Origin of the sequence: Methylosinus sp. sav-2, assembly GCF_004366495.1 — a bacterium.
Taxonomy (GTDB): Bacteria; Pseudomonadota; Alphaproteobacteria; order Rhizobiales; family Beijerinckiaceae; genus Methylosinus.
Genome location: NZ_SOEJ01000005.1, coordinates 176,593 through 199,411, shown reverse-complemented (window position 1 = coordinate 199,411; position 22,819 = coordinate 176,593). Strand labels below are relative to the sequence as shown.

Genomic DNA, 22,819 nt, shown 5'->3' with positions numbered 1-22,819 from the left:
CTCGTGCGAATTCTGGGCGTTTCCGCCTTCTATCACGACAGCGCGGCCGCGTTGATCGAGGATGGACGCATCGTCGCCGCCGCGCAGGAAGAGCGCTTCTCTCGCGTCAAGCATGATGCGCGCTTCCCCGCCAACGCCATCGACTATTGCCTCGCCGCCGCTGGCGTCGAGGCGAAGGACATCGATCACGTCGCCTTCTACGACAAGCCTTTCGTGAAGTTCGAGCGCCTGCTCGAGACCTATATGTCCTTTGCGCCGCGCGGGTTTCAGTCCTTTGCGACTGCTCTGCCGGTGTGGCTGCGCGACAAGCTGTTTCAAAAATCTCTGCTCGTGCAAAAGCTGAAGCATCACGCGCCCAATGTCGATTGGCGCGCGCGTCTCCTCTTCGCCGAGCATCATCTCAGCCATGCGGCGAGCGCCTTCTATCCATCGCCCTTCGACGAGGCTGTGGTGCTGACCATGGACGGCGTCGGCGAATGGGCGACGACATCGGTCGCCTTCGGCGCGGGCGCGACGCTCGCCCTGCAGCGCGAATTGCGCTTTCCGCATTCGCTCGGCCTGCTCTACTCGGCCTTCACCTATTACACGGGATTCAAGGTCAATAGCGGCGAATATAAGCTGATGGGCCTCGCGCCCTATGGCGAGCCGAAATATGCGAGCCTCATTCTCGATCACATCGTCGATCTGAAGAAGGACGGCACATTCCGTCTCGATCAATCCTATTTCGATTATTGCACAGGGCTGCGCATGACGAGCGAGAAGCTGCATCGTCTGTTCGGCGGTCCGCCGCGCGCGCCGGAGGAGCAGCTGACGCAGCGTCATATGGACATAGCCGCGTCGATCCAGGCGGTGACGGAGGAGATCGTGCTGCGCCTGACGCGCGCGCTGGCGGCGGAGACGGGCGCGCGCAATCTCTGCCTCGCCGGCGGCGTCGCGCTCAATTGCGTCGCCAATGGCAAGGTGCTGCGCGACAAGAGCTTCGAGCGCATTTGGATTCAGCCTGCGGCGGGCGACGCCGGCGGCGCGCTCGGAGCCGCGCTGCTCGCCTATCATGATTTCAACGGACGTCCGCGCGCCGCGTGCGGCGAGGGCGACGCCATGCAGGGCGCCTATCTCGGGCCGTCCTATTCGCAGAGCGATATAGAGCGCCGCCTCGCCGATTGCGGCGCGCGCTTCACGACGCTCTCGGATGAGGAGACCATTGCAGCGACGGCGCGCGATCTCGCCGATGGCAGAGCGGTGGGATGGTTCCAGGGCCGCATGGAGTTCGGCCCGCGCGCGCTCGGCGGGCGCTCCATTCTCGCCGATCCGCGCTCGCCGCAAATGCAGAGGACGCTCAATCTCAAAGTGAAATATCGCGAATCCTTCCGGCCTTTCGCGCCTTCCGTTCTGCGTGAGCATGTCGCCGATTGGTTCGATCTCGATGAGGATTCGCCCTACATGCTGCTCGTCGCCGATGTCGCGACGCAGCACAGGCTCGCGACGCGCGCGGAGGATGAGGCGCTGTTCGGCATAGAGCGCTTGCAGCGGCCGCGCAGCGTCATTCCGGCGGTGACGCATGTCGATTGCTCGGCGCGCGTGCAGACGGTGCATGAGGAGACCAATCCGCGCTATCACGCGCTGATCTCGGCCTTCCATGCGCTGACAGGCTGTCCGGTGCTGGTCAATACGAGCTTCAATGTGCGCGGCGAGCCGATCGTCTGCAAGCCGGAGGACGCCTTCGCCTGCTTCATGGGCACGGAGATCGAAACGCTCGTCATCGGCAATTGCCATTTGCGCAAGGAGGATCAGGACCCCGCGCTGCGCAAGGATTACAAGGACAGATTCGAACTCGACTGAGGAGTCACTCCGCCGGCGGCGCCAGCGGAACGGCGGGAGAGGGCGCGGCGCTCGGCGCATGGGTCGCCGGGGCCGCGCGCGGCAGCGCCAGCACGACGCGCAGGCCCGGCGCATTGTCCTCAATGCGCAAGGTCCCGCCATGCAGGCGCGCCACTGCGGCGGCGAGCGACAGGCCGAGGCCGGAGCCCGGCCGTGAGCGCGAGTTCTCGAGCCGCACGAAACGCCCGATCACGCGGTCGCGGTCCTTCTCGGCTATGCCGGGGCCGCGATCGGAGACCTCGATCTCTATGCTGTCGCCCGCCCGCCGCGCCGCGACGCGCACGACGGCGTCGGGCGCGGTGGCGCCATATTTCAGCGCATTGTCGACGAGATTGACCAGCGCCTGGCCGAGCAGCTCGCGATTGCCGCGCAGCGTCAGTCCGTCGGCCGCAGCGAGCTCTATGCGCGCGTCATGCTCCTCGGCCACGGGCTCGTACATTTCGGCGATGTCGGCGGCGACGCGGCCGGCGTCGAAATCGCTGGAGAAATCGCTGCAATAGCCGGCCTCGGCGCGCGCGATCATCAGCAGCGCGTCGAAGATGCGGATGAGCGAGTCGGATTCCTCGATCATATCGGTCAGCGCATCGCGATATTGCGCGGCGCTGAGATCGGCGCGCAGCGCGGCGTCGGCGCGATTGCGCAAGCGCGTCAGCGGCGTTTTGAGATCATGCGCGATATTGTCGGAGACCTCGCGTAGCCCCGCCATCAGCTGCCCGATGCGGTCCAGCATGGCGTTGAGATTTCCGGCGAGACGGTCCAGCTCGTCGTCCGCGCCCATCAGCGGCAGGCGCTGCTCGAGATCGCCGGACATGATGCGGCGGCCCGAGGCGGAGAGCTTGTCGAGCCGCGCCAGAATGCGCCGCGCGACGATGAGTCCGCCGAGCGTGCCGATGGCGATGAGCCAGAACAGCGAGGCGACGAGCGCGCGGCGCAATATGCCGCGCAGCAGCTTTCTGTCCTGCAGATCATGGCCGACGAGCAGGCGAAAGCCGCCCGGGAGCTGGAACAGCCGCATCATGGCGCGATGATGAGCGGCGGTTTCGCCGCGCCGCTGATAGCGCGCCTCGACCAGCTCGGTGCCGTCCGGCAGGTCCGGCGGCAAGGCGGCGATATTGCCGACGACGAGCTCGCCGGAGAAGGTCGTCACCAGATAGAGCGAGGCTCCGGGCGTGCGCACGCGGCGCTCGATCACTTCCACCAGCTGGCGAATGCCGCCTTCCGAATATTGCTCGGCGAGGCCGCGAATGTCGGCGTCGATCGTCTGCGCGGTCTGCTCGTCGAAGAGGTCCTCGACATTGATCTGCACGCGGGTCAGCACCAATGCGGCGCCGATGCCGAAGAGCACCAGATAGGCGAGCGACAGCTTGAAGGCCGTCGTGCGGAAGAGTCTAACGAGCGCCTTCACGGATCATATATCCGGCGCCGCGGATCGTGTGCAAAAGCGGCGTCTCGCGGCCCTTGTCGATCTTGGAGCGCAGTCTGGAGATGTGGACGTCGATGACATTGGTCTGCGGATCGAAGTGATAATCCCAGACATTCTCGAGCAGCATGGTGCGCGTCACCACCTGGCCGGCGTGCTTCATGAGATATTCGAGCAGGCGGAACTCGCGCGGCTGCAGCACGATCTCCTGTCCGGCGGACACCACCTTATGGGCGAGCCGATCGAGCTCGAGATCGCCGACGCGATAGGTGGTCTCCTCCGGCTTCGGCCCGCCGCGGCGGCGCGCGAGCGCCTCGACGCGGGCGAGCAGCTCGGAGAAAGCGTAGGGCTTGGACACATAATCGTCGCCGCCGGCGCGCAGGCCGCGCACGCGATCGTCCACCTGGCCGAGCGCGGAGAGGATGAGGGCAGGAGTGTCGATCTTCTGCTCGCGCAGGCCCGAGATCAGCGAGAGTCCGTCCAGCTTGGGCAGCATGCGGTCGATGACGAGCACGTCGTAATGGCCTTCCGCCGCGGCCGCATAGCCGGAGAGCCCGTCCGCCGCATGATCGGCGACATGGCCTTGCTCGCGAAACGCCTTCACGAGATAGGCGCCGGCTTCCGAATCGTCCTCGACGACCAATATTCGCATTTCACTCATATAGCGCGCCTCGAATAAAAACGGCAGGCCGGCGATACGCGCCGACCTGCCGCGACTGACGCGGCGGGAGAGGAGACGAAACGTCTCCCGCCGCCTCCTTTGCGCGGGCCCGCTACACGGGGGGCGGGCAAAACGGGCCGATCGCGCAAGAAGCTCTCTTCGCTCCGCGTTTCCGATGTGGGTGGAAACGCGAGATCGTCACGACGCCGGATTGACCGAAAGGGCGACGAAGCGGGCGCCCTCCGGGGATTTCACGCGCAGCAGGACGGATTTGCGGCCCTCCTTCTTGGCCGAGTCGATAGCGGCCTGCAGATCGCCGCGGCCTTTGAGCGTCTGGCCATTGGCCTCGACGATCACATCGCCCTGGCGCAGGCCCTTCTGGGCGGCGGCGCCATTGGGGTCTATGCCGACGATGATGAGGCCCTCGCCGCCGCGGCCGCCGCGCACCTCGGCCGCCGGGGCGACCTCTATGCCATAGGCGGCCAGCGCCGCGCCGGGCTCGACGCCATCGTCATTGGATTCGGCGGCGGCGGTCTCCTTCTCGCTGGGCAGCTTGCCGAGCTTCAGCTTCACATTCTTCTCCGCGCCATTGCGCAGATAGGTCAGCTCCGCGCTCTTGCCTGGACCGAGCGTCGCTATGCGGCGGGCGAGGTCGCGCGGGCCGTCCACCTTCTGGCCGTCGACGGCGGTGACGACATCGCCGGCCTTCAGCCCGGCCGCCTCGGCCGGTCCGCCGCGCTGCGGCTGCGCGATCAGCGCGCCTTTGCTGGTCTTGAGCCCCAGGCTCTCGGCGATCTCCGGCGTGATCGGCTGAATGGAGACGCCGATCCAGCCGCGCGCCACCTGGCCTTTGTCTTTCAGCGCGGCGATGACGTCCTTGGCGACCTCGGACGGTATCGCGAAGCCGATGCCGACCGAGCCGCCGGAGGGCGAATAGATCGCCGTGTTGACGCCCACGACCTGCCCGCGCTCGTCGAAGGAAGGGCCGCCCGAATTGCCGCGGTTCACCGGCGCATCGATCTGCAGAAAATCGTCATAGGGGCCGGCGCCGATATCGCGGCCGCGCGCCGAGACGATGCCCGCCGTCACCGTGCCGCCGAGGCCGAACGGATTGCCGACGGCGATCACCCAGTCGCCGACGCGCGGGCTGGAGCTCGCCCAATCGACATGCGGCAGATTATTGCCGTCGCTGATCTTCAGCAGCGCGAGATCGGTGCGCTTGTCGGTTCCGATGATCTTGGCGGGCAGCGTGCGGCCGTCGTCGAAAGTCACCTCCACCTGCGTCGCATTGTCGACGACATGATTATTGGTGACGACATAGCCGTCATTGGTGATGACGAAGCCGGAGCCCTGCGCCTGCGTCATATGCTTCTGCCGGCCGCGTCCGCCTCCCGGAGGCTCGCCGAAACGGCGGAAGAAGCGATAGAGCGGATCATCCGGCGAAAGCTCGGGCGGCGCGCCGGGAAAGCCTTCCTCGGGGCCGCCGCCGGCCTCCAGCGCCTTGGTCTTGATCGCGACCACGGCGGGCTTCACGCGCTCGACGACATCGGCAAAGGATTGCGGTCCGATGGCCGGAGCCGCACTCTGGCTGGGGCTCTGCGTCTGGGTCTGCGTCGCGGGGGCCTGGCCCCAGGCGAAGGTCTGCGCCGGCAGCAGCGTCGCGCCGAGCGCGAGGGCCGCGGCGCCGGACATCAGGGCGAGGCGGAACGGGCGTCCTTCTGGACGACGCCAGCGCGCCGTGCGGCTGGTGGCGAGAGCTCGACGAAACAGCATAGGCAAGGTCATCAAACCTTCTCCATCGATCTGCCCTCGGCGCGCTCTCTCACTCGGGAGCTGCGGCCGGTGGCGCGGCGGGGCGTCCGCCTGTCGACGATGAAGATGGTGTTCGCGAGCTTACGCCACAGTGGCGGCCGCATGAAACTTTCGTAAGGCAGAATTTCTGCCGGCATGGCGGAAGCGCGGGCTCGAGCGCGCCGGCGCCTCGGGCAATTCGCCCGGCGCGCCGAGGGACGGCGTCCATGGCGGGGCGCGGCCTCTTTCGCCAGGCTACGCAAGGTCGCCTCGGACCGGGAGGAAAGCGCGATGACGAATTACAATTTCAACGACAAAAACACCGATTGGAAGCGCCTCGAAGGGATCGATCACCTCTGGCTCTCCGTGCTGAATATCGACGACGACGCCGGCATCGTCCATGTTTTGTATAAATTCGCCGCCAATGAGAAAATCCTGCTGCATCGTCACAAGACAATGAACAAGACCTTCGTGATTCAAGGCGAGCATCGCCTCTATCACGCCAATGACGAGATAAAGGAAGTGCGGCCGGTGGGCAGCTACAAGGTGAGCCCGCCTACGGAGGACCCGCATCGGGAGGGCGGCGGCGATCAGGACGTGATCGTGTTCTTCACCATTTATGGGAAGGGCCTGCTCTACGAAATCTTGGACGATGCGCAGAATGTCGTCGCGCCGATCACCGTGGAGGATTTTCGCGCGCTGTTGTGAAGCGCGGGTCTCGATCGGCGGGGGAGGGCCGATTGCCTTCGTCGGCGGCAGCGCTTAGATCGTCGCCGGTCTATCATCCGACGAGGCCCCGAACATGAGTGCATCGAGCGCCGCCCCGAGCGTCGGGCGTGAGCCCGGCGTGATCGCCGCCGCCGTCTATTCGGATGGCCGCCGGCTCCAGGATATCGAGATAGAGGAGGCCGGCGCCTTCGCCGCGCGTCCCGGCCATGTCGTGTGGATCGGCCTCTATGAGCCGTCCTTCGCCCTGCTGGCGCGCGTGCAGCGGCAGTTCGATCTGCATCATCTGGCGATAGAGGACGCCGGCAAGGCGCATCAATATCCCAAGCTCGAGCAATATGGCGACGGTCTGTTCATCGTCGCGCGCACGGCGCAGATGGAGAATGGCCGCATCGCCTTCGGCGAGACGCATCTCTTCGTCGGCAAGGGCTATGTGCTGTCGATCCGCCACGGCGCCTCCAGCTCCTATGCGCAAGTGCGTGAGCGTTGCGAGGCGGCGCCGCATGGTCTGTCCGAGGGCGAGGACTATATCGTCTACGCGATACTCGATTTCATCGTGGACAATTACTTTCCCGTGCTGGCGACGATCAATGCGGAAGTCGAAGAGATCGAGGACCATATTCTCGCGCAATCGCCAGAGAAGGCCCATGTCGATCGGCTCTATGCGCTGCGCCGCGATCTGTTGCGGCTCGGCAATGCGGTCGCGCCGCTGGTCGACGTCTGCCAACGCCTGGAGCATACGGAGGTGATGGCGATCGACGCCGCCATGCGTCCGCATTTTCGCGACGTGACCGACCATATTCTGCGCGTGCGCGAGCAGATCGCCACATTGCGCGAGGTGCTGGCCTTCGCCTTCGAGGCGAGCCTGATGAACGGCCAGATGCAGCAGACCCACATCACTCGGCGCCTCGCGGCCTGGGCTGCAATCCTCGCCGTGCCGACGGCGATCGCCGGCATTTACGGGATGAATTTCGAGCATATGCCGGAGCTGAAATGGCGCTACGGCTATTTCCTCATTCTCGCCGCGACGGCAACGATCTGCGCGACGCTCTATTGGCGCTTTCGCCGCAATGATTGGCTGTGACGCGCGGCGTCATCCACGTCGCGCGCTCCCGGTCGTCCGAAAAAGCGTGGGTCAGCCCTTCGGCCCGCCGCGCGAGATTCCGACCTTGGCGGGACGCAGCACGCGCTCGCCGATCGTATAGCCGGGCTCGACCACCTGAGCGACCGTGCCATGCGGCACGCTCTCGTCCGGTATCTCGAACAGCGCCTCGTGCTGATTGGGGTCGAAACGCTGGCCCTGCGCCTCGATCTTCTTGACGCCGAAGCGGGCGAGGCGGGAGACGAAATCGCGCTCGGTGAGCTCGACGCCTTCGATGAAGGTGGCCACGCTCTGCTCGAGGCCCTCGCGCGCCTGAGCCGGCACGCTGTCGACCGCGCGGCGCAGATTATCGGCGAAGGTCAGCATCTCGCGCGCGAAATTGGTGACGCCATAGATCTTGGCGTCGGCGATCTCCTTATCGGCCCGCCGCCGCATATTCTCCATATCGGCGAGCGTGCGCAGCAGCTTGTCCTTCAAGCTCGCGACCTCGGCGTGGAGATTCTCGAGCTCGGTGAAGGGCTCGGGCTCGGCGATGTCGGATTCGGCGCCCGGCTGCGCCAGAGCGGAGGCCTCGGCGTCCTCGGCCTGACGGGCGCGAGCCTCTTCCTGCGTGTCCTTTTTCTTATCGTCGCTCATGATCTCTTCCATTGGCGATGAAACGCCCCCGATATCAGTGCGGGAGCGCGCAAAATCAAGTCGGGGCGGCGCCTGCGCCCCCGCCGGAGGTCTTTCGCACGCGGAGCGCGAAGACATCCAGCAATTGGCGCTTTATCGCCGCCTGACGCGAGGGCGAGACGATTTTCCCGCCGGTCAGATCGGTCACATAGAAGGCGTCCACGGCCCGCTCGCCGAAGGTCACGATATGAGCGGAGCCGATGTTGAGATTGAGATTGGAGATGGCGTTGGTCAGATCGAAGAGCAGGCCGACGCGGTCGAGGCCGGAGACCTCGATGACGGTCGCCATATTGGCGAAGCTATTGTCGATGACGACGCCCGGCGCAATGTCGAAGGCCGTCGTCGAGCCGCGCTGCGCGCTGCGCGCGGCCACCGCCTCCGAGATGGCGATCTCGCCGCGCAGCGCTTTTTCTATGTAATCGGCGACGCGGCGCGCGCGGCGCAATTCGTCATCGTCCAGCGGAAAGGCGCGCGAGAAGAAGATGGTGTCGAGCGCGAGCCCGTCCGCCGTGGTGAAGATATGCGCGTCGACGATATTGGCGCCGCTCGCGGCGCAGGCGCCGGCGATGATCGACAGCAGACGCCGGTGATCCTGCGCGACGACGGTGAGCTCCACCGCGCCGCTCTTGGTGTCGAGATCGACAGTGGTGACGAGCGGCGCCTTGGCGTCTCTCAAATCGCGCAGCAGGCGCGCATGGCGCACCTTGCGGGAGATATCCGCCTTCAGCCAATAGGCGGAGTAATGCCGCTGCGAATAGGCGACGAAATCGCTCTCGCTCCAATCTGAGAGCGCGGCGCGCAGCTCCTCTTTCGCTTGGGCGACGCGGCTCTTGCGATCGGCCGCCGAATGGCCGCCGCCGAGCACCACTTCCGTCTCCCAATAGAGCACATTGAGCAGCTGCGCCTTCCAGGCGTCGAGCACGCCGGGTCCGACGGCGTGAATGTCGCACATGGTCAGCACGAGCAGCATTTTCAGCCGCTCCATCGTCTGCACGATGGCGGCGAAATTCTCGATCGTGCGGCGGTCGGAGAGATCGCGGCTCTGCGCTATGCTGGACATCAGGAGATGATGCTGCACCAGCCAGGCGACCGTATCCGTCTCGCCGGGATCGAAGCCGAGCCGCGGACACAGCGATTGCGCTATGGCGGCGCCGGCCTGCGAATGATCCTCCTTGCGGCCCTTGGCGATATCGTGCAGCAGCAGGCCGAGATAGAGCGTCTTGCGATTGGAGATGGTCGGCAGAATATCGTTGGCGAGCGCGGCTTGGCGAGGTCCGCGGCCCGATTCCAGCGCCGCCAGCGCGCCGACCGCGCGCAGCAGATGCTCGTCGACCGTATAGTGATGATACATGTTGAATTGCATCATCGCGACGATGCGGCCGAATTCGGGAATGAAACGCCCGAGCACGCCCACTTCATTCATGCGCCGCAGCACTGTCTCCGTCGTATTGTGCGACAGCAGAATCTCGAGAAACAGCCGGTTCGCCTCTTTGCTCGCGCGCAGATCGGAATCGATCAGCCGCAGCGAGCGCGTGAGGACGCGCACGGCGTCCGGATGGATCGCGAGCCCATAGCGGTCGGCGGTCCAGAACAGGCGGATGATATTGACGGGATCGCGGCGGAAGACATCCTCGGCGGAGACATTGACGCGATCATGCTCGACGATGAAATCATCCGACGGCATTTTGCGCGCCCGGCGCCGCAGCCGGCCGAGCACGCGGTCCAGCATGGCGGGCGGCTTGGCCTCGCGCGCCTCCAGCGCCGCGCAGACGATGGCGGTGAGATCGCCGACGTCTTTGGCGACGAGGAAATAATGCTTCATGAAGCGCTCGGTGCGCGAGAGGCCGGCGCGGTCGTGATAGCCGAATTTCGCGGCGAGCATGGGCTGCAGATCGAAGGAGAGGCGCTCCTCGGCGCGTCCGGTGGAAAAATGCAGCTGGCAGCGCACGCGCCACAAAAACTCCTCGCAGCGCTGGAACAGCGTCAGCTCGCTGCGCGTGAAGAGGCCGGCGGCGACGAGCTCCTCCGGCTCGCGCACGCGATAGACATATTTGGCGATCCAGAACAGCGTGTGCAGATCGCGCAGGCCGCCCTTTCCCTCCTTGACATTGGGCTCGACGAGATAGCGCGAGGTGCCGGCGCGCGAGACGCGCTGGTCGCGCTCCGCCAGCTTGGCGGCGACGAACTCGCGCGCGTCGACGCGCATGATCTCACGATCGAAGCTTTCGAGCAGCTCGTGAAAGAGATCCGAGCTGCCGAGGATGAAGCGCGCCTCCAATATTGTGGTGCGTATGGTGATGTCGGCGCGCGCCTGACGCAGGCATTCGGCGACGGAACGGCTCGAATGCCCGACCTTCTGGCGCAGATCCCAGAGCATGTAGAGGATCGCCTCGACGACGCTCTCGCCCCAGGGCGTCTGCTTATAGGGAAGCAGGAACAGAAGATCGATATCGGACCCGGGCGCCAGAGTGCCGCGCCCATAGCCGCCGACGGCGACGATGGTCAGCCGCTCGCCGAAGGTCGGATTGTCGGCGGCATAGACGAAACGCACGACATAATCATAGATCGCGCCGATGATCTCATCCTCGAGATCGGAGAGGTAGCGCGCGCAGACGAGGCCCTTGCCGCCGGATTCGAGATAGGCGCGCGCGATTCCATGGCTCTCGGCCAGCACATTGCGCAAAATCTCGACCACGGCGGCGCGCGGCGGCTCGCCGGGCTTGGCGGCTCTGCTCACGGCGGCGATCTTCTCACCGAGCGTCGCGCGCAGGCCCTGCGCGCTCGGCGGCTGCTGCCGCAAGGGTTTCGGAGGCTCTTCCCGCGTGCGTAGCGCGGCCTTGCGCGCGTCAGCCATTCGCGCGCAGCTTCGCGAGCTTGGCCTCGATCGCGTCGAAGATCGGCGCGGCGAGGTCCGGGCCGCCGAGCCGGGCGAGCGCCCGCAGGCCAGTGGGCGAGGTGACGTTGATCTCGGTGAGATTGCCGTCGATGACGTCAATGCCGACGAACAGCAGGCCGCGCTCTCTGAGCGCCGGGCCGAGCCGCGCGCAAATCTCGCGCTCGCGCTCGGTCAGCGCCGTCGAGGCCGCCGCGCCGCCGCGCACCATGTTGGAGCGAATGTCGTTTTCCGCCGGAATGCGGTTCACCGCGCCGAGCGGCTCGCCGTCGACCAGCAATATGCGCTTGTCGCCCTTGCTGACGGCCGGCAGAAACCGCTGCACCACCCAGGGCTCGCGGAAGGTCACGGAAAAGAGATCGAAGAGCGAGCCGAAATTGGGATCGACCGGCTCCACCTTGAACACGCTGGCGCCGCCATGGCCGTAGAGCGGCTTCATGACGATCTCGCCATGCTCGGCGCGGAACGCCTCGATCGCCGCCCGGTCGCGCGTCAGCAGCGTCGGCGGCATCAGATCGGCGAATTCCATGACGAAGACTTTTTCCGGCGCGTTGCGCACGGCGGACGGATCATTGACGACGAGCGTGCGCGACTGGATCTTCTCCAGAAAATGCGTCGAGGTAATATAGGCGAGGTCGAAGGGCGGGTCCTGGCGCAGCAGCACGACATCGACGCCGGCGAGATCGAGCACGCGCTCCTCGCCCAGCTCGTAATAGCGCGCGGAATCGTCATAGACGGCGATCTCCCGCGCAGGCGCGCTCAGCCGTCCGGCCCCGAGCGACAGCTTGTCGGGCGTATAGTGCCACAGGCGATGGCCGCGCCTCTGCGCCTCGAGCATCAGCGCGAAGGTGGAATCTCCGGCGAAATTGATTTTGTCCAGGGGGTCCATCTGGACCGCGACGTCGATCATGCTCTCGATGTCTCTTTCGTGGCGCACCGCGCCGGCCTCTCGGGCCGGACCCGAGGAAGTAACGCTTTTCGTCCCGGGGCGAAAGCGCTTCCTCTATTTCGGGCAGCCCGACCACATAGACGTTAACTCCGCTTGAAGGAGATCGGTCTAAAACTACGGACAACTGTCAAGACCGGAACAAACTGGATACATCCCCCAATGTGGTTCACCTCGATCGGCGCCGGCCTCGCCCTCAGGCAGTTCCTTTTTCTGGCTCTGCTGCTGCTCATGGGCGCGACCGCCTATGTATCGGTCGCCAATGTCCGCGATTTGACCGGGGCTGCGGCCGATCCGGCCAATGCGGCGCGGGCGTCGCAGCTGGCGGTTGCGGCCAATCAGGCGGCGGCGACGCTGTCGCTCGAGCTGCTGCTCGGCACTCTGGCGGCCGCTTTTCTGGTGGTGGGCGTCTCCATCCCCACGATTCACCGCACCATCGCCTCGCCGATCAAGACCATCGCCCGCCAAATGGCCGATCTCGCCGCCGGGGACACCACCATTGTGGTGCAAGGCGCCGAGCGCGGCGACGAGATCGGCGCGATCTCCAAGGCCTTGATCGTGCTGCGCGACGCCGTGCGCGCCAATAATGAGATGGCGGCCGAGATCCGCGCCCGCGACGATCGCGAGGAGCGGCTGCGCCGCGAGGCGGTGATTCGCGATCAGGTCGAGCATTATTCCCACGAACTTTCGGCGACGACCGCGGCGCTCGGCGAGCTGACGAAGAAAATGGCCGGCGCATCGGAGGAAATGATCGTGCAGGAACGTCGCGCCCGCGAGGATACGGATTTCGCCCGCACCGCCTCGCTGCAAGCGGCCGCCGACGTCGCCTCGGTCGCCACCGCCTCAGAGCAATTGCTGGAGGCGATCGGCGAGATCAGCCGTCAGGCGGTGGAATCGACCACCGTCGTGCGCCAGGCCGTGCAGGAGACCAATGGCTCCAGCGCCGAGATGCTGCGCCTCTCGGCCGCCGCCAATCGCGTCGGCGATGTGGTGAGCCTCATCTCGCGCATCGCCGCGCAGACCAATCTTCTGGCGCTCAACGCCACCATCGAGGCGGCGCGCGCCGGCGAGGCGGGCCGCGGCTTCGCCGTGGTGGCGCAGGAGGTCAAGAGCCTCGCCACCCAGACCGGCAAGGCGACGCAGGAGATCGCCGATCAGATTTCCGAGATTCAGGCGGCGACCAATCTCTCCGTCTCCTCGATCGACAAGATCAAGAACAAGATCGCCGAGGTGGAGCATATTTCGGCGATCATCACCTCCGCCGTGCATGAGCAGGACGCCGCCACCAAGGACATCACCCGCAGCGTGCGCTCGGCCGCCGACAGCGCCTCGGCCATGTCGCAGCATGTCTCGCAAGTGGCGAGCGCCATGGCCATGACCGGCGCCGGCGCCGAGTCGATCGTCACGCTCGCCCGCGAGATCGACCATATGGCCCGCCGCACCCAGGCGCATACGGAAGAGCTGGCGCAGAGCTTGGCGAGCTGAGACGGCGTCCGTCTGATCGCTTCGGTCTGGCAAATACAACCCCCTCGTCCTGAGGCGCTTTTTGCGGCGCAAAAAGCCTCGAAGGACGAACCAGAGCCACGCGGCGGCGACCCTTCGAGACGCCCGCATCGCGGGCTCCTCAGGGTGAGGGACTGATGTTTTACCTGCGCGAGGATAGCTTCGCGCGACACCTTTTTCCACTTGTGGAAGAAGGGGCGCGGTTTCAGCGCTTCGCCTCTTGCGTCATCCCAAATCCAATTCCACCGCCGCCTCCACATGCAGCGGCAGGCGCTTCGGCGCGATATAGACCGCATCGCCGCGCAGCACATGATCCGCGGCCCAGGGATTGGACGCCAGCCATTTCGACGCCGCGCGGGAGATGCGCCGGCGCTTCTCCTCGGTGATGGAGATCATCGCCTCCTCGAGGCTCGCGCGCGCCTTCACTTCCACGAAAGCGATCGTCCGGCCGCGTCGCGCCACAATGTCGATCTCGCCGCCGCGAATGCGGTAGCGGCGATCGAGGATGGTGTAGAATTTGATCTTCAGCCACAGCGCCGCAATCGTCTCGGCGCGCAGCCCGCCGCGATGGTGCGCGCGCCTTTCTTCCGTCTCGTTCACTCGCGCGTCTCGCTCTCGCGCTCGGCGGCGAGCTTGATCGCCCGCGCATAGACCTCGCGGCGCGGCCGGCCGGTGGAGGCGGAGACGACGCTGGCGGCGTCCTTCAGCGAATGGGCGGCGAGCGCCTCCTCGAGCTTGGCGTCGAGATCGGCCTCGCTGGTCGCCTCGGCGTCCGCGCCGGGCGGGGCGACCAGCACCACGATCTCGCCGCGCGGCGGCTCCTCCTCGCGCAGCGCGGCTGCGAGCTCGTCGAGCCTGCCGCGCCGCACCGATTCGTAGAATTTGGTCAGCTCGCGGGCGATGGCGGCGTCGCGGGGGCCGAGCACGGCGGCGGCGTCCTCCAGCGTCTCGGCGACGCGCTTGGGCGATTCGAAGAACACCAGAGTGCCGGGAATGCGCGCCAGCTCGGCGAGCCGCGCCCGCCGCGGTCCGCCCTTATGCGGCAAAAATCCCTCGAAGAAGAAACGATCTGTCGGCAGGCCGGCGACGACCAGCGCCGCCAGCACGGCCGAAGGGCCGGGGACCGATGTGACCTTGATTCCCTTCTCCAGCGACTCGGCCACGAGCTTGAAGCCCGGGTCCGAGACCAGCGGCGTGCCGGCGTCGGAGACCAGCGCCAGCGCCGCTCCGGCCTCCAGCCGCGCGATGAGATGCGGCCGCATCACATGGGCGTTGTGCTCGTGATAGGCGACGAGCGGCGTCGAAATCCCATAATGGGCGAGCAAAGTCTTGGTGACGCGCGTGTCTTCCGCCACGACGGCGTCGGCCGCCGCCAGCGTCGACAAGGCGCGGAAGGAGATATCCTTCAGATTGCCGATCGGCGTCGCGACGAGATGCAGCCCGGGCGCGATCTTCTCCGCCTCCGCTCGCAAGCCGAAAGCGGTATAAGCCGCCGGCGTCGTCACTTTTCCTTCGCTCATGGCCCGCCTCTCCACCGATGCGGATGTTCGATGAATCGTCCGCGTGTTCTTTTTACAGAACATGGAAAGCGCGTTCAAGGCCGCAATTTCCCCGCAAAATTCCATTTTATTTCAATTTAGGGGTTGCCGTGCGCTTTCCGCAATCGCGTATAAGACGGCGATTTCATCGGGCCGTTCGAGCGGGAGGCTTCCATTGGTCATGGGTAGGCGGAACAGGTTTCGGCGAGGCGGCGCTGTGGCGTCGGCGCGCCTCTTCTGCGCCTTGGCTGCGGCGTCCTTTCTCGGCGCCTGCAATCCCACGGCGGGTCCGGGCGTTCCCGGCGCTCCCGATCTGCGGCTCTCGGCGCCGCTCGGCAAGGTGGAGGTCGGCCAGCTCAATGAGGGCGAGCTGATCGGCAGCGGCGCGACGCGTATCGCGCTGATCGTGCCGCTCTCCATGGCCTCCGGGCCGAGCCAGGTGGGCGCCTCGCTGCTCAACGCGGCCAAGCTCGCCTATGCCGACAGCGGCGCCAATGACGTGACCATTCTGGTCAAGGACGATCATTCCACGCCCGCCGGCGCCGCCCAGGCCGCGCAAAACGCCATAAACGAGGGCGCGGAGATCGTCATCGGCCCCGTCTTCGCCAGCGGCGTGAAGGAGGCGGCGCGCGTCGCCCGCGGCGCGGGCAAGCCGATCATCGCCTTCTCGACCGACTCCTCCGTCGCCGGCAAGGGCGTCTATCTCCTGTCCTTCCTGGTGGAGGGCTATGTCGAGCGCATCGTCGATTTCGCCGCGCAGCGCGGCAAGAAATCGGTCGCCGCGCTAGTGCCCGAGAACGACTATGGCACTGTGGCGCTGGCGCAATTCCAGCAGAGCGCCGCCAATCACGGAATGCGCGTGCTGACGATCGAGCGCTACAAGCCCGGCGCCGTGCAGGCCTCGGTGCAGCGCATCGCCCAGGCGGCCGAGCAGATCGACGCGCTGTTCATCCCCGAGCAGGCCGAGGCCATGGCCGCTGTCTCGCAGGAATTGCAGACGGCGCATATCGACACCAAGCGCATTCAGGTGCTCGGCACCGGCCTTTGGAACGACGCGCGCGTGCTGAAGCTTCCGGCGCTGCAAGGCGCCTGGTTCGTCGCGCCGGAGAACGCCGGCTTCAACAGCTTGGCGCAGCGCTACCGCGCCAAGTTCAACACCGATCCGGCCCGCATCGCGACGCTCGCCTATGACGCCGTGTCGCTGGCCATCGCTCTGTCGCGCAGCCAGGGCTCGCAGCGCTATTCGGAGAATGTGCTGGTCAATCCATCGGGCTTCAACGGCGCCGATGGCGTGTTCCGCTTCAAGGCCGACGGCATGAACGAGCGCGGCCTGTCCGTGCTGGAGATTTCCGGCGGCGCCGCAAAGGTGCTCTCGCCCGCGCCGCGGACTTTCACGGGGAATGGGGCGTAGGCGCGTCGGGGAAGGGCAATCACCCTCGCCCTCATGCTGAGGAGGTCGCGCAGCGACCGTCTCGAAGCGCGAGGGTGAGCTCCAGATGGCGGCGTATGAAGCTTTCCTCGTCCTTCGAGACGCCTGCTGCGCAGGCTCCTCAGGATGAGGAAACCTTCACCCGATCGGCGCGCGCCTCACGCCACTTTCGAAAAATCCGCCACTTGCAGCATGGCTTCGCGCAGCTCGGCGAGCAGGCGCAGACGGTTGAGGCGCACTTTCGGATCGTCGCAATTCACCGTCACCGCCTCGAAGAAGTTGTCGACCGGCTCGCGTAGCTTTGACAGCGCCTGCATGGCGCTCTCGAAATTCTCCTTGTCGAGCCGTTCCGATGTCTCCTCCCGCGCGCGCTTGATGGCGGCGGCGAGCTTATGCTCGGGCTGCTCCATGCGCAGATTGGGATGATGCGGCTCCTCATAGGACCCGGCGCCGTCCTTTTTCTCCTCGATCTTGAGAATATTGGCGGCGCGGCGAAAGCCGGCGAGCAGATTCTTGCCGTCGTCGGTGTCGAGGAATTTCCCCAGAGCCTCCACCTTGCGCGTGATGGTGAGCAGATCGTCCGGCATTTGCGCGCTCCCTTCTCGAGACTGCGCCGAGGCCGAGGCCCCGAGCGCCGCATCGATGAGGTCATATCGTGCGCCGCGATCGCGAAGGTAGACCTTCAGTCGGTCGATGAAGAAGGCGAGGAGATCGGCCGCATTGGTGGTCAGCAGAGGCGGCAGCGTCTCGCGCAAGAAAATCTCGGCGGCAGGCGAGGGCGCCTCGGCGCCCGCCTCTCTGCCGACGGCGTGAAGCTGCTTCTCTATGTCGCGGCGCAGATGCGCCTCGGCGTCGACCGAGAGGGCCGCTGCGCCATTGGGCGAGAGGTCGGAGGCGACGCGATTGACCTCGCTCGTCACCAGCTCGCGCAGCGGCGTGCGCGCCGCGAGCCAGACCGGCCATTGCGCGGCGGCGAAGGCTTCGCGCAGCGGCAGCCGCAGCTCATTCTCGAGCGCGAGGCGGATGATGCCCAGCGCCGCGCGGCGTAGCGCATAAGGGTCTTTGCTGCCCGTCGGCTTCTCGTCGATCGCCCAAAAGCCGACGAGCGTGTCGAGCTTGTCGGCGAGCGCCACGGCGATGGAAACAGGGCTCGTCGGAATACGGTCCGCCGGCCCCTGCGGCTTGTAATGCTCCTCCAGCGCCGCGGCGACCTCCGCGTCCTCGCCCTGCGCCGCCGCGTAATAGCGGCCCATGAGTCCCTGAAGCTCGGGGAACTCGCCGACCATTTCGGTGACGAGGTCGGCCTTGGCGAGCGTCGCCGCCCGCGCGGCCTTGTCCGCATCGGCGCCGACGATGGGCGCCAGCTCGCGCGCCAGCGCCTCTATGCGCTTAACGCGCTCGCCCTGCGTGCCGAGCTTTTCATGGAAGACGATATTGTCGAGCTTGGGCAGACGCTCGCCGAGCGGCGTCTTCAGATCGGTCTCATAGAAGAATTTGGCGTCCGACAGGCGCGCGGCGATGACGCGCTGATTGCCGCCGATGATCGTCTCGCCGCCATCGCTCGCCTCTATGTTCGAGACGAGGATGAAGCGATTGGCGAGGCCGCCGTCCGGGCGCTTCAGCACGAAGCATTTCTGATTGACGCGAATGGTCGCGCGAATGACCTCCGGCGGTATGGAGAGAAAGCTCTCGTCGAAAGCGCCCATCAGCGTGACCGGCCATTCGACGAGGCCGGCGACCTCCTCGAGCAGCGCGGCGTCCTCGACCAGCTCCAGCCCCAGCGCCATAGCGAGATTGCGCGCGTCATGCAGCACGATGTCTCGCCGGCGCGCGGCGTCGAGCACGACCTTCGCCTTCTCCAGCGCGGGAACGTAATCGTCGAAGCGCTTCACTGCGAAGGGGGCCGGCGCCAGAAAGCGATGGCCGTGGGAGACATCGCCGCTCTCGATTCCATCGACAGAGAAGCGCACCACATCCGGCGTCTCCATCTCGGTCCCGAAAGTGGCGAGAATGGATTGCAGCGGCCGCACCCAGCGCAGCGCATCGAGCCGCGTCGAGGCTTTGCCCCAGCGCATGGATTTCGGCCAGGGGAAGCTCTTCACAATCCCCGGCAGCAGATCCGCCAGCACCGCGATCGTCTCGCGCCCGGCGCGCTCGATGACGGCGACATAGAACTCGCCCTTTTTGGCGTCCTTCTCGATCTTGGCCTCATCGATCGACGCGAGGCCGGCGCTCTTCAGAAAGCCCTGAATGGCGGCCTCGGGCGCGCCGACGCGCGGACCCTTCTTCTCCTCGCGCGTATCCGGCTGGCGGCCGGGCAGGCCGGCGATATGCAGCGCCAGCCGGCGCGGCGTCGCATGAGCGGCCGCGCCCTCATAGGTCAGCCCCTTTTCTGCGAGCGCGCCGCAGACGAGCCGCTGCAGATCATCGGCAGCCTGACGCTGCATGCGGGCGGGAATTTCTTCGCTGAAGAGTTCGAGGAGAAGGTCGGGCATCGATTTATCTGTTTCTCGTGCGTGCGGAGACGAGGTGTTTTTCCACCCTCCCCTTCAGGGGGAGGGTCGGCCTGCGAAGCAGGACGGGGTGGGGTGCTCCCGAGTCTCTATCGCGCGGACCCCACCCCGCGCCTTCGGCGCGACCCTCCCCCTGAAGGGGAGGGTGGGGATTCGGGTTCTGCGATATCTCGGAGATGACCATCGGAAGTCTCAGAGCTCTTCACTCGAAGGTGGGGCCGGCGGCGCGCCGAGAGAGCCGTACAGCGCCGCATGGATCGTGTCGAGAACGCCGTCGATATTCTCGTACACTTCCTGGTTCCAGAAACGGAGAACGCGATAGCCCTGCTGTTCGAGCCAGAGCGTCCGCGCGGTGTCTCTCTGCGACGCCGCGGTTTCGGTATGTGACGGGCCATCGACTTCGATCACGAGCCTCTCGCGCAAGCAGACGAAATCGACGACGTAAGGCCCGATCGGCGCCTGCCGCCGAAAATGCGTGCGCAGCAGCGGCACGCGATCCAGCTCGCGCCAGAGCCTCTGCTCTGCGCTTGTCGTGTTCTCGCGTAGGCGGCGCGCCGTTCCGAGGCGAAATCGTCGAAGCCTGTCCTCGTCGCGCATCGCCGGCCGTCCTGCTCACCCTCCCTTTCGAGGGGTCGACCTGCGGAGCAGGCCGGGGTGGGGTGATCCCGAATCTTTATCGCGGGGACCCCACCCCGCGCCTTCGGCGCGACCCTCCCCCTGAAGGGGAGGGTGGGGACTCGGCTGCTGTTACAAAGGCTCCTCGGAGGTGAGCGCGTCGCTCGCATGCGCTGGCGTCTCCAGCAGATATCGCTCCACATCCAGCGCCGCCATGCAGCCGAGGCCGGCGGCCGTCACCGCCTGGCGATAGGTCTCGTCCGCGACATCGCCGGCCGCGAACACGCCCGGAATATTGGTGTTGGTCGTGCCCGGCTGCACGGCGATATAGCCCGAGGGCTTCAGCTCCAGCTGGCCGACGAACAGCTCCGAGGCCGGCTGATGGCCGATGGCGATGAAGACCCCGTCCACATCCAGCGTCTGCGTCGCGCCGGTCTTGACGTTCTTCAAGCGCGTCTGCGTGACCGAAGGCGGGGCGCTGCCGCCCAAGATCTCGTCGATCGCGTGATCGAAGAGGATTTTGACATTCGGCCGCGCGGCGAGCCGCTCCTGCAGCACACGCTCGGCGCGGAAGGAGTCGCGGCGATGCACCACCGTCACCTCGGCGGCGATCTGCGAGAGATAGAGCGCCTCCTCCACCGCCGTATTGCCGCCGCCGACGACCAGCACCTTCTTGCCGCGGAAGAAAAAGCCGTCGCAAGTAGCGCAGGCGGAGACGCCATAGCCCTTGAACGCCTCCTCGCTCGGAAGGCCGAGCCATTTGGCCTTGGCGCCGGTCGCGATGATGAGCGCGTCCGCCGTGTAGAGCGTTCCCGAATCGCCCAATAGCTCGAAGGGCCGCTTGTCCAGCCGCGCCTCGACGATATGGTCGGAGACGAGCTTGGCGCCGACATGCTCGGCCTGGGCGCGCATCTGATCCATCAGCCAGGGGCCTTGGATCGGCTCGGCGAAGCCGGGGTAATTCTCCACATCTGTGGTGATCATGAGCTGGCCGCCCTGATCGAAGCCGGCGATGACCACGGGCTCGAGCATGGCGCGCGCGGTGTAGATCGCCGCCGTATAGCCGGCGGGGCCGGACCCCAGCACGATGACGCGGGCGTGCAGGCGGCCTTTATCGTCTGCGGACATGAAGAGGCTCTTTGCGAATGTCTCCGCGCGGACGGCGCGGCGCGTTCGGATGGGCGCAATCTAGCCATTATGCGTTGCGCCGCAACCGCTCGTGATCTTCGGGCGACTCGCGAATCTATTACGAAGCGCACGAGCCATGAAGCAATACGGGGGCCGCCCCACGGAAGGCGGCGTAGCGGCGGGCGATCTCTTCGGCGATGGCCGGCGTCTCGTTCAGCGGCTCGTAGCGCCAATGCTCGAGCCGGCCGCGCCAGCGGCGCAAAGCGCCGCGCTGCTCGAGCGCATCGAGAAAGGCGGCGATCTTGGCGGCGCCGCCCTCCGGCTCGAAGACATGGACCGGCGCGCCGGTCGTGGCCGCCTCGGCGACCATATTGACGCTATCGGCCGTCACCAGCAGCGCCTGCGAGCCGGCGAGAATGGAGAGATAGGGATTCTCGCCGTCCCCCGCCCAAAGAAAGGCGCGCGCTTCCTTCTCCCACTCGTGGGAGAAGGTGGCCCCGCGAAGCGGGGTCGGATGAGGGCCCACGAGCCGCTCGCGCAAAGCCTCGACGAGCCGCGCCGGCGTCCGCCGCGAGACCGTCGCCGCGACGCTCCACCCCTGGTCCAGCATGGCGCCGACGTCGGCGAGAAGCCTCTCCGCATCCCTCTCCGAAAACCGAAAATGCCGACTATCCCCACCGATCAGCAGCCCCACTCTCGGCTCAGGCAGCGCCGCGACGCGCGGGTCGAGAGCGGCGCGCGCTTCGGCGAGGCGCTGTGGCGTCAGCCGATTCGCCGGCGCGAGCGGGGCGATGACATTTTCTCCCACGAGCCCGTCATGGCGCGGCGCGACGATGACATCCGCCGTCCCGAGCCCGCTGGCCGGGCGATTCACATAGACGGTGAAGACCGCGCCGCCGGAGGCGCGCTTCACATGGCGCATATAGGGAATCGTCCGCCTGCCGCAGGCGATGACGAGATCGGGATAGGGCGGGGCGAGCAGCTTCGCTTCGCGCGGATCGATCGGGCCGAAGGGCGCGAGCGCGGCGATGAGGCCGCGCGGGGCGAGGCGAATGAGGCGGGGGGAGAGGCCGAGGGCGTCCGCTATGCCGAGACTCTGGACCTCATGGCCGGCGCGGGTGTCGGAGAGGACCCAGGCGGTTTGGGCTCTCCCTTCTCCCGCGCGCGGGAGAAGGTGGCCCGGCCATAGGGTGTCCGATAGGACGCCCGTCGCAAGCGCCGGGCTAATGGCCGGGTCGGATGAGGGTCCAAACCGATCGGCAGAATATTGGACTGCGGGAGGCGCCCTCATCCGACCCTCGCTGACGCGAGGGCTGCCTTCTCCCACAAGTGGGAGAAGGATAACGCGAGCTTTTTCAGATTCCGCTTGGGTCCCCGAGTCTGCTCCCTCTCCCGCGCAGCGGGGGAGGGCTGGGGAGGGGGCCTCGCCGCCCATGCCGCTCAGACGAAAGCGACCTTCAAAATCTCATAGCTCTTGCCGCCGCCCGGCGTCTTCACCTCGACCGTGTCGCCGGCCTTCTTGCCGATCAGCGCGCGGGCGATGGGGGAGGCGATGGAGACGCGGCCCCTCTTCACATCGGCTTCGGGCTCGCCGACGATCTGATAGGCCTTCTCTTCCTCGGTGTCCTCGTCGACGACCGTGACCGTCGCGCCGAATTTCACCGTATTGCCGGTGAGCTTGGATACGTCTATGACCTCGGCGCGGGAGAGCTTGTCCTCGAGCTCGGCGATGCGGCCCTCGTTCAGCGATTGGGCCTCTTTCGCGGCATGATATTCAGCGTTTTCCGAGAGATCGCCATGGGCGCGCGCCTCGGCGATCGCCTGGATGATGCGCGGACGTTCGATCTGCTGGCGCTGACGCAGCTCCTCGTCGAGAGATGCGTAGCCGGCGGCGGTCATGGGCACCTTGTCCACCATGTCTCTTGCTCTTTCGCTCCTGGATGGTCCTGACCCGGTCAACAAAATTCCCGGCGCCCCCGGACCAGCGAAAGCTGCGGCGGA

The 22,819-nt window shown here is 66.3% G+C and carries 18 protein-coding genes; 5 read left to right on the top strand and 13 right to left on the bottom strand.

What is annotated here, in order from left to right; all coding sequences use genetic code 11:
* Positions 1-3 precede the first annotated feature (3 nt).
* Complete coding sequence (locus EDE12_RS11910; RefSeq protein WP_026598900.1) at positions 4-1,839, top strand: carbamoyltransferase; 1,836 nt, start codon at positions 4-6, stop codon at positions 1,837-1,839.
* A 4-nt stretch (positions 1,840-1,843) separates the two neighbouring features.
* On the opposite strand, the gene EDE12_RS11905 is transcribed toward EDE12_RS11910, so the two are convergent.
* The 3 genes from EDE12_RS11905 to EDE12_RS11895 all read right to left on the bottom strand — a co-directional run bounded on the left by EDE12_RS11905 (position 1,844) and on the right by EDE12_RS11895 (position 5,744).
* Positions 1,844-3,283 carry an ATP-binding protein gene (locus tag EDE12_RS11905; protein WP_026598899.1) on the bottom strand — a complete coding sequence of 480 codons (1,440 nt, stop codon included), beginning with the start codon at positions 3,281-3,283 and terminating at the stop codon, positions 1,844-1,846.
* A complete protein-coding gene (locus EDE12_RS11900) occupies positions 3,267-3,950 on the bottom strand; it encodes a response regulator transcription factor (protein WP_024880341.1) in 684 nt (227 codons plus the stop codon). Before EDE12_RS11900 ends, EDE12_RS11905 begins: the two co-directional genes overlap by 17 nt.
* Before the next feature lie 207 nt (positions 3,951-4,157).
* Complete coding sequence (locus EDE12_RS11895; RefSeq protein WP_024880340.1) at positions 4,158-5,744, bottom strand: Do family serine endopeptidase; 1,587 nt, start codon at positions 5,742-5,744, stop codon at positions 4,158-4,160.
* A 297-nt stretch (positions 5,745-6,041) separates the two neighbouring features.
* Here EDE12_RS11895 and EDE12_RS11890 point away from each other — a divergent pair, with 297 nt between their 5' ends.
* Both EDE12_RS11890 and corA read left to right on the top strand, forming a co-directional pair.
* Complete coding sequence (locus EDE12_RS11890; protein ID WP_026598898.1) at positions 6,042-6,458, top strand: hypothetical protein; 417 nt, start codon at positions 6,042-6,044, stop codon at positions 6,456-6,458.
* Between the two features lie 94 nt (positions 6,459-6,552).
* Positions 6,553-7,560: a magnesium/cobalt transporter CorA gene (corA, locus tag EDE12_RS11885; RefSeq protein ID WP_026598897.1), complete on the top strand. Its 1,008-nt coding sequence runs from the start codon at positions 6,553-6,555 to the stop codon at positions 7,558-7,560.
* A gap of 51 nt (positions 7,561-7,611) precedes the next feature.
* Here corA and grpE read toward each other — a convergent pair whose 3' ends face one another.
* The 3 genes from grpE to gshB are packed head-to-tail and all read right to left on the bottom strand — an operon-like array spanning position 7,612 to position 12,056.
* A complete protein-coding gene (gene grpE, locus EDE12_RS11880; RefSeq protein ID WP_245267332.1) occupies positions 7,612-8,214 on the bottom strand; it encodes a nucleotide exchange factor GrpE in 603 nt (200 codons plus the stop codon).
* 55 nt (positions 8,215-8,269) lie between these two features.
* Complete coding sequence (locus EDE12_RS11875; protein ID WP_026598896.1) at positions 8,270-11,107, bottom strand: [protein-PII] uridylyltransferase; 2,838 nt, start codon at positions 11,105-11,107, stop codon at positions 8,270-8,272.
* Positions 11,100-12,056, bottom strand: coding sequence for a glutathione synthase (gshB, locus tag EDE12_RS11870; RefSeq protein ID WP_026598895.1), 957 nt, complete (start codon positions 12,054-12,056; stop codon positions 11,100-11,102). The genes EDE12_RS11875 and gshB overlap by 8 nt, the downstream gene beginning before the upstream one ends.
* Before the next feature lie 198 nt (positions 12,057-12,254).
* Here gshB and EDE12_RS11865 point away from each other — a divergent pair, with 198 nt between their 5' ends.
* On the top strand, positions 12,255-13,577 hold the full coding sequence (locus EDE12_RS11865; RefSeq protein ID WP_024880334.1) for a HAMP domain-containing methyl-accepting chemotaxis protein: 1,323 nt from the start codon (positions 12,255-12,257) through the stop codon (positions 13,575-13,577).
* Between the two features lie 243 nt (positions 13,578-13,820).
* Here the strand turns inward: EDE12_RS11865 and EDE12_RS11860 are convergent, their stop codons facing one another.
* Both EDE12_RS11860 and rsmI read right to left on the bottom strand, forming a co-directional pair.
* Positions 13,821-14,195, bottom strand: a complete 375-nt coding sequence (locus EDE12_RS11860) for a YraN family protein (protein ID WP_026598894.1) — start codon at positions 14,193-14,195, stop codon at positions 13,821-13,823.
* Positions 14,192-15,115, bottom strand: coding sequence for a 16S rRNA (cytidine(1402)-2'-O)-methyltransferase (gene rsmI, locus EDE12_RS11855; protein ID WP_024880332.1), 924 nt, complete (start codon positions 15,113-15,115; stop codon positions 14,192-14,194). The genes EDE12_RS11860 and rsmI overlap by 4 nt, the downstream gene beginning before the upstream one ends.
* Before the next feature lie 262 nt (positions 15,116-15,377).
* Here rsmI and EDE12_RS11850 point away from each other — a divergent pair, with 262 nt between their 5' ends.
* Positions 15,378-16,544, top strand: coding sequence for a penicillin-binding protein activator (locus EDE12_RS11850; RefSeq protein ID WP_036291627.1), 1,167 nt, complete (start codon positions 15,378-15,380; stop codon positions 16,542-16,544).
* Between the two features lie 176 nt (positions 16,545-16,720).
* Here the strand turns inward: EDE12_RS11850 and glyS are convergent, their stop codons facing one another.
* The 5 genes from glyS to greA form a co-directional block, all read right to left on the bottom strand.
* Positions 16,721-19,057: a glycine--tRNA ligase subunit beta gene (gene glyS, locus EDE12_RS11845; protein WP_026598892.1), complete on the bottom strand. Its 2,337-nt coding sequence runs from the start codon at positions 19,055-19,057 to the stop codon at positions 16,721-16,723.
* Between the two features lie 210 nt (positions 19,058-19,267).
* Positions 19,268-19,672 carry an endonuclease domain-containing protein gene (locus EDE12_RS11840; RefSeq protein ID WP_024880329.1) on the bottom strand — a complete coding sequence of 135 codons (405 nt, stop codon included), beginning with the start codon at positions 19,670-19,672 and terminating at the stop codon, positions 19,268-19,270.
* A gap of 150 nt (positions 19,673-19,822) precedes the next feature.
* Entirely contained in the window at positions 19,823-20,818 is a 996-nt protein-coding gene (gene trxB / locus EDE12_RS11835; RefSeq protein ID WP_026598891.1) for a thioredoxin-disulfide reductase, read from the bottom strand.
* A 118-nt stretch (positions 20,819-20,936) separates the two neighbouring features.
* Positions 20,937-22,109 (bottom strand): mitochondrial fission ELM1 family protein, encoded by a 1,173-nt coding sequence (locus tag EDE12_RS11830; RefSeq protein ID WP_026598890.1) that lies wholly within the window; start codon positions 22,107-22,109, stop codon positions 20,937-20,939.
* Positions 22,110-22,258: 149 nt separating this feature from the next.
* Positions 22,259-22,732 (bottom strand): transcription elongation factor GreA, encoded by a 474-nt coding sequence (gene greA, locus EDE12_RS11825; protein WP_024880327.1) that lies wholly within the window; start codon positions 22,730-22,732, stop codon positions 22,259-22,261.
* Positions 22,733-22,819: the final 87 nt, after the last annotated feature.